An 8,436-nucleotide genomic window follows, 5' to 3' on the forward strand; every position below is an offset into this window, starting at 1 on the left:
ATCCTCCACGCGGAAGACGACGATGCGCGCCTGCATGCGGAACCCGTCTCCGATGGTATGGATGCGGTCGAGGCCGTCCTCGAAATCCAGGATGACGTTCACCCTTTGCTCCTCGATGCCGAGGGCGGACACCTTGGTGAAGGCCGACGGTTCGACCCGCCGCACCGACGCGGCGAGCGGGCCCACGCCCGAGCCCAGCTCGATGCGGGCCGGCATTCCGGGGCGGATGCCCACCGCGTCCTGCGACAGGACGTCCACCACGCCCTCGAGGCTGCGCGCGTCGGCCACCTCGATCAGCGCGGCGCCCACGGGCACGGAGCCTTCGCTCTCCTGGATGACGCGCAGCACCGAGCCTGCCACGGGCGAGCGGATTTCCCAGCGCGCCCCGCGGCTGACGCGGCCCGCGCTCTCGGCGCGGTACCGGGTGAGCGCGGCGCGCGCCTGCTCCACTTCGTGCCTCGCGGCATCCTCCGCGAACTGCGCGGCCTCCAGCGTCTTGTCCGCCGTCCGCAGCGCGAGCTCCGCCTGCTCTAGGGCCATCGGCGAGAGGAAGCCGTCGGCCGCCAGCTTGCGCGAGCGGAGCGCATCCAGACGCGCCTGGTCGAGCTGCGCCTCGCTGCGCTGGCGTTCGGCCGCCGCACGCCGTTGCAGCGCCCCGGCCGTGCCGAGCCGGCCGTCGAGCTCGCGCTCGGCGCGCTCATCCAGGAATGCGGGTGCGGTAGGCGCCAGCACGGCCACGACCTGGCCGGCCCGAATGGGATCGCCGGCCCTGAGCCCGATGCGTTGCACTGTCCCCGCCAGCGGGGCGGAAATCACGTAGCGGTCGCGCACCCGTGTCTTGCCGTCCTCGATGACGGATTGCTCGAACGCGCCGCGCGTCACCGTGGCCGTTTCCACCGGCACGGGCTGCGCGCGCAGCGCCCACGCTGCGGCAAGCACGATGCCCGCCGCAGCGGCGCCTAGCGCGATCCTGTTTGCGGTTTTCATGTCTTACTCCCGGGTCTTGAGCACGCCGACAAGGTCGAGGCGGTCGATGCGCCTGCGCACGATGAGCGCGCTGGCCGCTCCGGCGCCCGCGACGGCCGCGGCGGCGAAAAGGTAGGTGTCGGGACGGATGACGAGCGGTATCTCGAACACGTCCCCGTGAGTCAGCGCGACGATGAGGGCGGACAGCCAGTACCCGGCGAGCAGACCGAGCGGCACCGCGGTCAGGATCTCGAACGCCAGCTCGCCGAGGAGCAGCACGGAAACTTCCGCCCGCGTCATGCCGAGCACGCGCAGCGTCGCAAGCTCCCATGCGCGTTCCGCCAGCTGGATGCGCGCGTTGTTGTAGACCACCCCGACCGCGATCGTGGTGGCGAAGGCCGTTAGGATCGCGGTGAAGAACAGCAGGTTGCGCGCGCTGTTGCGCCGGAATGTCTCCAGCAGCGAGCTGGTCACCGTCACCACCGCCACCGCCGGCATCTGCTTCAGGCGCTGCAGCAGCGCAGGCTCCTGCTCGCGGCTTGCGAGCAGCCCCGCCGCTGAGACCACCGGCCCCTCGCGCGCCAGGCGGTTGAGTTCCTCCAGGCGCATCCAGGCGTTCATGCCGGCGAGCTCGCGCACCGTGGCGCTCACCCGGAAATCGGCATTGACGCGCCTGCCCTCGAGCAGCTCGACGCCGACCATGTCGCCGGCCGCCACGCCAAGGCGCTCCGCCAGCCGGGTCGTGAGGATCATCCCACCGGGCGCGGGCTTCGATTCCCGCAGGCCGGCATCGACGATGCGAAGCAGCCGGCCTTCGTCGGTCACGCCCGTGACCGTGGTGCGGTAGCTGCGGGCGCCTGCGCGCAGCCGCGCCGGGATGACGCGGGTGGCTTCCGCCTGCTGCACGCCTGGCAGACGCGCCAGCTCGGCAATCACCCCGCGCGGGCGCGGCTCGACGAAGGCGATGCTCACCCCGGCCGGCTGCACGCGATTGAACTGGACGTCGATGAAATGATCGACCGAATCGCTCCAGAACGTGCCCGAAAGCAGGATTGCCACCGATGCCCCGATCCCCGCGACGGCCAGCGCCGCCCGCACCGGCCTGCGCTCGAGGTTGCGCAGGATCATCCGCTGCGCCGGCGTCAGCATCGCGGACAGGCCCAGGCGCTCGACCAGCAGCGGCCGGAACGCGTCCGGCGCGGGGGGCCGCAAGGCTTCCGCGGCACGCAGGCGAAGGATGCCGGCGATCGCGGCAAGCGCGCCGCCGAAGGCCGCCAGCGCCGCGATCGCCGTGCCCGCCGCCAGGGTCCAAGGGACGACGCGGAACCGGACCTGCGGGAACTGGAAGAAATCCGTATACAGGCCCGTCATCGCGCTGCCCAGCCACCCTCCCAGTGCAGCCCCGGCCGCGGCACCCAGCACCACGATCACCGAGGCGAACTTCAGGTAATGCGCGCCGATCGTTCGATTGTCGTAGCCCAGCGCCTTGAGGGCGGCGATCTCGCCGCGCTGGGTTTCCACCTGCCGGCGCAGGACCACGTTGAGGATGAACGCCGCGACCGCGAGGAAGATGGCGGGCAGCACCGAGCCGATCACCCGCTGCTGCGCGATCTCCTGTTCGAGGATGCGATGCGACGGCTGATCCTCGCGGGCAATGGCCCCCAGCGATCCGTAGTCGCCCAGCACGCGGTCGATTCCGGCGATGACCGGCGCCGGCGATGCGTCGCCCTGCAGGCGCAGCGAGACCGAGTTGAACGCGCCTTCCATGTCGTAGGCGGCGGCCAGCCGGTCCGCGTCCACCCACAGCACCGCGAACCATTCGTCGTCCGGCATGCCGCCGCCGCGGGTCGCATAGATGTATTCCGGGGAGAGCACGCCGCCCGTGATCTGCAGCCGCTCCCGCTTGCCGTTCACCAGCACCGTCACTTCAGCGCCGGGCGCAAGGCTGCGGGCCTCGAGGAAGCGCAGGTTGGCCACGGCCTCCGTGGCGGAGCCGGGCACGGGCCAGCGGCCCGCCTTCAGCGCGAGCCGGTTCATCGCGGGCCGGCGCGTGAAATCCGCGCCGACCAGGCGCGCCACCATCGGCGGCACGACGCCCGGGACGTCGAGCTGCGTGTCGTGCACGATGCGCGCCTCGATGTCCGCAACCCCCGGCAGCAGCCGCAGCCTCTGCACCTCGGCGAGCGGTGCCCGCTTCACCGACGCGAACAGGTGGGCAAAGCGCGCGCTGTCGTAGTAGAAGTCCCGCGACCGCCCCAGCGACTCGTGGGTCGAGAAGGTGGCCACGAAGCCGCCGATGCCGCAGCCGATGACCAGGGCGATCGACACAACCTGGCTCTTCAGCGCCCAGAGATCGCGCTGCAGCTTGCGGTCGATCGCCGCGGGCCGGCGCATGCTCACCACGAAATCTCCGCCGGCGTCAGCTTGCGCGGCGGTCTCTCTATCGCCGCGATGCGGCCGCTGGCGATGCGCAGCACGCGGTCGGCCATGCCGGCAATGGCGGCATTGTGGGTGATGACCATCGCCGTGGTCCCCAGCTCGGCATTGGTCCTGGCGATCACTTCCAGCACCAGCTTGCCGGTTTCGTAGTCGAGCGCCCCCGTCGGCTCGTCGCAAAGCAGCAACTGCGGCCGTTTGGCGACCGCGCGGGCGATCGCCACCCGCTGCTGCTCGCCGCCCGAGAGCTGCGACGGGAAGTGGTCGAGGCGCTCGCCCAGGCCCACCCACCGCAGCGCTTCCTCGGCGGGCATCGGATCGGCGGCGATGTCCGTGACGAGCTGCACGTTCTCCCGCGCGGTCAGGCTCGGGATCAAATTGTATAACTGGAACACGAACCCGACGTGCTCCCGCCTGAACCGGGTGAGGCCCGCTTCGTCCGCCGCCCCGAGCTCGCGCCCCCGGAAGATCACCTGCCCCCCGGTGGGCGTGTCGAGGCCTCCGAGGATGTTGAGCAGCGTACTCTTGCCGCTGCCCGAGGGGCCGAGCAGGACGATGAACTCGCCGGGCAGCACGTCGAGGTCCACGCCGCGCAGGGCCTGAACTTCCGCCGCACCCGTGCGATAGGTCTTGGTAAGGCCGCGGACCTGGAAGACGGGGGCGGAGGTGTCGGGCATTTTTGTCCTGATTCGGGGCGGGAAGTCGCGCCATGGTGCCGCGGCGCCCCGGGCACGTCTTGATTCACGTCAACAGGGTGGCACGCACGGGCGACGGACCGCGGCCGCCGCACCGCGGGAAGCTTGACCCCGGTCAAGTCCCGACTGCGGGCGCACCGATACATTGCCCGGGCGATCCAACCACGGGAGAACGCTAATGAGCGCCAAGGAACTGCTGTTTCACCATGATGCCCATGAGAAAGTACGCAGGGGTGTCAATACCCTGGCCAACGCCGTCAAGGTCACGCTGGGGCCCAAGGGCCGAAACGTCCTGCTGCAACAGAGCTTCGGGGCACCGCTCGTCGCCAACTCGGGGGTGGTGGTCGCCAAGGCGATCGAGGTCGCCGATCCGTTCGAGAACATGGGCGCCCAGCTCGTGCGCGAGGTGGCGGCCAAGACCTCGGAAGTGGCCGGCGACGGCACCACCACGGCGACGGTGCTGGCGCAGGCCATCGTCAACGAGGGCATGAAGTTCGTCGCCGCGGGGATGAACCCGATCGATCTGCGCAGGGGCATCGAGCAGGCCGTCGCCTCCGCGGTGGAGCAGCTGAAGAAGCTGTCGCGGCCGTGCTCCACGCCGACCGAGATCGCGCAGGTCGCCAGCATCTCGGCAAACAATGACCGCACCGTGGGCGACATCGTCTCGCGGGCCATGGAAAAGGTGGGCAAGCGCGGCGTCATCACCGTGGAGGACGGCTCGGGCCTCGCGAACGAGCTCGAGGTCGTCGAAGGCATGCAGTTCGACCGGGGTTACCTCTCCCCCTATTTCATCAATGCGCCCGAGCGCCAGGCGTGCGTCCTCGACGACCCCTACGTCCTGATCCACGACAAGAAGATCTCCTCCGTAAAGGAGCTGCTCCCCGTGCTTGAGGAAGTCTCGCGGGCCGGCAAGCCCCTGCTGATCATCGCCGAGGAAGTTGACGGCGAGGCCCTCGCCACGCTGGTGGTCAACGCGGTACGCGGCATCGTCAAGGCGTGCGCGGTGAAGGCGCCGGGCTTCGGCGACCGCCGCAAGGCCATGCTCGAAGACATCGCCAGGCTTACCGGAGGCGCCGTGGTGGCCGAGGAACTGGGCCTGAAGCTGGAGAATGCCAAGCTCGCCGACCTGGGCCGCGTGAAGCGCGCGGAGGTCGACAAGGAAACGACCACCCTCATCCATGGCGGGGGCGATCCGGCCGCGATCGAGGCGAGAATCGCCAGCATCCGGGCGGAAAAGGAAAAAGCGACCAGCGACTACGACAAGGAAAAGCTGGAGGAGCGCGCCGCCAAGCTGGCCGGCGGGGTGGCGGTCATCAAGGTCGGGGGCGCCACCGAGACCGAGATGAAGGAGCGCAAGGTCCGCATCGACGATGCCCTGCATGCCACGCGCGCGGCGGTCGAGGAAGGCATCGTGCCCGGTGGCGGCGTCGCCCTGCTCAGGGTGCGCGCCGCGCTCGGGGGCATGCACGGCGAGAACGGCGACCAGACCGCCGGCATCCAGATCGTGCTGCGTGCCCTGGAGGAGCCGTTGCGCCAGATCGTGGCCAATACGGGCGCCGAATCGTCCGTGATCCTGAACGCCGTGGCCCAAGGAGACGGCGCGTTTGGCTACAACGCGGCCAACGGCCAGTTCGGCGATATGCTGCAAATGGGCGTCATCGATCCCACCAAGGTCACGCGCAGCGCGCTGCAGAACGCGGCGTCGGTCGCCTCGCTGATCCTGACCACCGATTGCATGGCCGCCGAGCCGCCGCAGAAAACGGCGCCGCAGGCCACGGAGCCTTTCGCCATGTGAGCCGGGCCCGCCGGCGCGCCGTCAATCGGCTTGCTTCGCCTGGTCCCGCGCGTGGCCGGCGTGGTGCTTTGTTTCCCCCCGCGCGCGCTCCATGGTTTCGTCCAGCTGCCTGCGCACGGCGGCGAAAGCCTCCCGCGCGGCCCGCTGCGCGTCTTCGCTCGTGCGTTCCACCACCACCTCGCCCCCCGCAACGTGCAGGTGCACGCGAACGCTGAAGTCCCGCCCCGGGCGATGGTGGCGGTGGGGCAGCTCGACGGTCGCCTGGCAGCTTGTCGCCCTGGCGTCGCCGTGGCATGCCTTCGCCGCGAGCTCGTGGATGAGGGACTCGAGGGCCGGGGAATGCGCCAGCCCGTGAAAGACCACCTGAACGGGAATCGGCATGGCGGGACGCTCAGGCGACGGCACGGCGCAGCCGGGCTTCGCGTTCGCGGCCGCTGGACGAGATATTCGCCAGCGCGCTCAGCTCTTCGGCAAGCAACGACAGCAGGTCGTCCTTGGCCACGATACCCAGCAGCGCGCCGTCTCCGGCCGTGACGACCATGCGATGCACGCCCTTGACCTGCATGAGCTGCACCACCTCGGCGATGCCCCAGCTCTCGTCGACGGCGGCGAATCGCGGCGCCATGAGGTCTCCCGCTTCGATGACGGCGGGGTCGAGGCCCAGCGCCACCACGGCGATGGCGATGTCCCGATCGGTGACGATGCCCACAGGAAATCTGGCGCCATTCCTTTCATCGACGATAACGACGGTCCCGACATGCTGTTCCCGCATCAGGCGGGCCGCTTCGCGGACGCTCACGCCGGCCGCGGCATGCACGACGTTGCGATTGCAGACTTCTCCGATTGTCATGTTGCTCTCCTTGATGTGTGCTGACCAACCCGCCTGCCGGCCCGGGTCCGGGTCCCTGTATCCAGGCCAGTTCCCGACGAACGGATTCTGGGGCCTGTGGCGGTCTCCCCCTTGACGCAGGTCAATGCGGCCGCCGAACGGGCGCCTAGACTGCGATCCATTGCAATCCCGGAGAGCACCCATGACATTGAATGCGCAGCAACGCAATGAGCTCAGGAACATCCTGGAATTGCGCTACAACAGGCTGCTGAGCGAGCTTGAGGCCGATCGAGCGAAGGCGGTCGCATCGATTTCCCTGGCCGAGGGCCGGCGCGGCGAAGCCGATGAACGCCCGGCCGCGATGCAGGAGGCCGGCGTCGCCAACGCGGAACTGAGCCGCGACCGGCACGAACTGGAGGCCGTGCAGCAGGCTCTGGCTCGGTTCGACAGCGGCGACTACGGGACCTGCGTTGCCTGCGGGCGGCGAATTCCCTGGGCGCGCCTGCAAATTGCCCCGGCCGCCGCCCGCTGCCTGGATTGCCAGCAATCCCACGAGCGGCTCGCCGCCTCGTAGGCGCGGCGGCGGGGCGCATGTCCCGGATGGCGCCGGCGGCGTAACTCAAGCCCGCATTCCGGCGCCTTCCAGGGACGAACACAGGGCGCGACCCAGCGATGCCGCAAGGGGCCCCGGGTCCACGGCGCGGCGCAGCAATTGCGCGCAGGAGATGGTCGAGGCTTCGAGCATTGCGGCGTGCCGGACATCCATGCCCATCACGTCGCACAGGACGCTCCAGGGCGGCGGCGCGATGAGGATGCCGGAGGAGAACAGCGTTCCGCCCGCCTTGCGCGCCTGCGACAGGCCGACGATCTTGCGGCGGCCCGCGGCCACTTCCCAGTGGGACAGCGCGCCGAAGCAGGCCCAGCGCCGCTCCGGCCCGTGCTCGCCGACGTCGCCCGGCCGGATGCAGCGGCAATCCAGCCCCAATGAGCGCAACCAGCCCTGATGGGCTTCGCCGAACCAGCGGAAGCTCTCGACGATGGCCGGGCACACCAGGACGTGTCCCGCCGGCAGCACGACTGAAACGCCCAGCAGCCATGGACCCGCCAGCACGGCGCCGCCCCCCGTGGGCCGCGTGCACAGTTCCACATCGCAGGCGGCCGCGCGCTGCTCCATGTCCGGCCGCGTCCGCTGGGACGCACCCAGAACGACCGCCGGCCGTGCATAGATCCAGACGCGCACCTGCGGGCTCCCTGCGCCACCGGCCAAGGCTCTGGCGATCCAGGCCTGCTCGTCCGCCGAAGAAGCCCCGCCGGTACCCGCGCAGGTGACGCTCACCCTGTCCGCAGCGTCGCCAGGCTCGCGCCGCGGGCGAATGTCTGCTCTGCGGGCACGTGGATTTTCTCGATCACGCCCGCAGCCGGGGCGGGGACTTCCAGCGTGGCTTTCACCAGCACCACGCGCACGACGGGCTGGCCGGCCGTCACGCGCTCGCCTTCCTTCACGAGCCACTGGTCCACCAGCGCTTCCGTTCCCGGCTCGACGTCCTTCCACAGGGCGTCGTCGAGGGCGATGCCCGTCAAGCTGCCCTCTGCAGCTTCGTCGCCATCATCTGCCGGCAGGCATTGGCGATCGATTGCACCTGCGGAATGACATGCTGCTCCAGCGGCCTGATGTACGGCACCGGCACCCCGGGCACGCCCAGGCGCCGCACCGG

The 8,436-nt window shown here is 70.0% G+C and carries 9 protein-coding genes; 2 read left to right on the forward strand and 7 right to left on the reverse strand.

The window, feature by feature from the left end:
• From VF522_RS10270 to VF522_RS10280, 3 genes are all read right to left on the reverse strand, one after another.
• On the reverse strand, window positions 1-987 hold a 987-nt coding region (locus tag VF522_RS10270), incomplete at its 3' end, for an HlyD family secretion protein (RefSeq protein ID WP_330908160.1).
• A gap of 3 nt (window positions 988-990) precedes the next feature.
• The gene (locus tag VF522_RS10275; protein ID WP_330908168.1) at window positions 991-3,360 is read right to left on the reverse strand and encodes an ABC transporter permease; all 2,370 of its coding nucleotides are present in this window, start codon (window positions 3,358-3,360) and stop codon (window positions 991-993) included.
• 2 nt (window positions 3,361-3,362) lie between these two features.
• On the reverse strand, window positions 3,363-4,079 hold the full coding sequence (locus VF522_RS10280; RefSeq protein ID WP_330908161.1) for an ABC transporter ATP-binding protein: 717 nt from the start codon (window positions 4,077-4,079) through the stop codon (window positions 3,363-3,365).
• A gap of 196 nt (window positions 4,080-4,275) precedes the next feature.
• On the opposite strand from VF522_RS10280, the gene groL reads away from it, so the two are divergent.
• Complete coding sequence (gene groL / locus VF522_RS10285; protein ID WP_330908162.1) at window positions 4,276-5,892, forward strand: chaperonin GroEL; 1,617 nt, start codon at window positions 4,276-4,278, stop codon at window positions 5,890-5,892.
• A gap of 21 nt (window positions 5,893-5,913) precedes the next feature.
• Here the strand turns inward: groL and VF522_RS10290 are convergent, their stop codons facing one another.
• Complete coding sequence (locus VF522_RS10290) at window positions 5,914-6,273, reverse strand: HPF/RaiA family ribosome-associated protein (protein ID WP_330908163.1); 360 nt, start codon at window positions 6,271-6,273, stop codon at window positions 5,914-5,916.
• Between the two features lie 10 nt (window positions 6,274-6,283).
• On the reverse strand, window positions 6,284-6,742 hold the full coding sequence (locus tag VF522_RS10295) for a CBS domain-containing protein (protein WP_330908164.1): 459 nt from the start codon (window positions 6,740-6,742) through the stop codon (window positions 6,284-6,286).
• Between the two features lie 181 nt (window positions 6,743-6,923).
• On the opposite strand from VF522_RS10295, the gene VF522_RS10300 reads away from it, so the two are divergent.
• A complete protein-coding gene (locus tag VF522_RS10300; RefSeq protein ID WP_330908165.1) occupies window positions 6,924-7,295 on the forward strand; it encodes a TraR/DksA family transcriptional regulator in 372 nt (123 codons plus the stop codon).
• Between the two features lie 45 nt (window positions 7,296-7,340).
• Here VF522_RS10300 and VF522_RS10305 read toward each other — a convergent pair whose 3' ends face one another.
• Window positions 7,341-8,057: a lipoate--protein ligase family protein gene (locus tag VF522_RS10305; protein ID WP_414709493.1), complete on the reverse strand. Its 717-nt coding sequence runs from the start codon at window positions 8,055-8,057 to the stop codon at window positions 7,341-7,343.
• Window positions 8,054-8,302, reverse strand: coding sequence for a lipoyl domain-containing protein (locus VF522_RS10310; protein ID WP_330908167.1), 249 nt, complete (start codon window positions 8,300-8,302; stop codon window positions 8,054-8,056). Before VF522_RS10310 ends, VF522_RS10305 begins: the two co-directional genes overlap by 4 nt.
• Between the last annotated feature and the right edge of the window lie 134 nt (window positions 8,303-8,436).

The sequence above is a fragment of the Ramlibacter sp. genome (assembly GCF_036383835.1).
Taxonomy (GTDB): domain Bacteria; phylum Pseudomonadota; class Gammaproteobacteria; order Burkholderiales; family Burkholderiaceae_C; genus Ramlibacter.